General features: G+C 48.2%; 2 protein-coding genes. Both read left to right on the forward strand.

Translation table 11 applies throughout. From position 1 onward, the window contains the following. A partial coding sequence (locus tag A3750_RS27165; RefSeq protein ID WP_156498799.1) for a LysM peptidoglycan-binding domain-containing protein occupies positions 1-139 on the forward strand: 139 nt, incomplete at its 5' end. A 123-nt stretch (positions 140-262) separates the two neighbouring features. Continuing rightward, the coding region (mutL, locus tag A3750_RS20940; protein WP_156498800.1) for a DNA mismatch repair endonuclease MutL at positions 263-981 on the forward strand (719 nt) is incomplete at its 3' end.

A 981-nucleotide genomic window follows, 5' to 3' on the forward strand; every position in this document is an offset into this window, starting at 1 on the left:
TTATACCGTCAAGCGTGGCGATACCCTGTCGCACATCGCCGCAAGCTATGCGGTGAGTGTCAGTCAGTTGCGTCAATTAAATAAGCTACGTTCAGATGTTCTTAAGGTTGGACAGCAGTTGGTTTTACCGCGCTCTTAGAGTGTTTTTTCGTTTTTTTGGCTTGAAATAACCCTATATACGCTGCTTTATTGGGGTGCTTGGCGCTTAGAAAACATTGGTGCGCGTGTTACACTTTGTGCACATTCAATTCTCCCAATAGTCATGTCTAAAATACACAAACTTTCCGCCCGTTTGGCGAATCAGATTGCTGCAGGTGAAGTGGTTGAGAGACCGGCGTCTGTTGTAAAGGAGCTGCTTGAAAACGCATTAGATGCCGGTTGTGACCGCGTTCAGATTAGTATTGAAGGTGGAGGCATCAAGCGTATTTCAATACGTGATAACGGCTACGGTATTGATAAGGATGATTTGCCGCTAGCATTGAGCCGTCACGCTACGAGTAAAATTATCTCTCTCGATGATCTTGAGGCAGTCGCGACGCTTGGGTTTCGTGGCGAGGCTCTGGCAAGTATTAGTTCTGTATCGCGACTTCAGCTAAGTTCCAAAGCTGAGGGTTCGCAAGAGGCCTGGGTAGTGGAGACCGAAGGTCGAGATATGGATGCAACACTTAGCCCTACCTCCCACAATCGAGGCACAACGGTTGAGGTTAGAGATTTATTCTTCAATACGCCTGCGCGCAGAAAATTCATGCGTACTGAGAAGACCGAGTTTAATCATCTTGAAGAGGTGGTTAAGCGACAAGCGCTTGGACGGTTTGATGTCGGGTTTGACCTTAATCATAACGGTAAGCCGGTGCATAGCTTACGCCCAGCAGTGACCTTGCGGGACCGAGAGCAGCGTGTTGCAAGTCTATGTGGCAAGCCGTTCATGGAAAATGCGGTAGAGATCGATGTTGAAGCAACGGGCTTAAAGCTTTGGGGCTG

The organism is Oleiphilus sp. HI0079 (assembly GCF_001635105.1).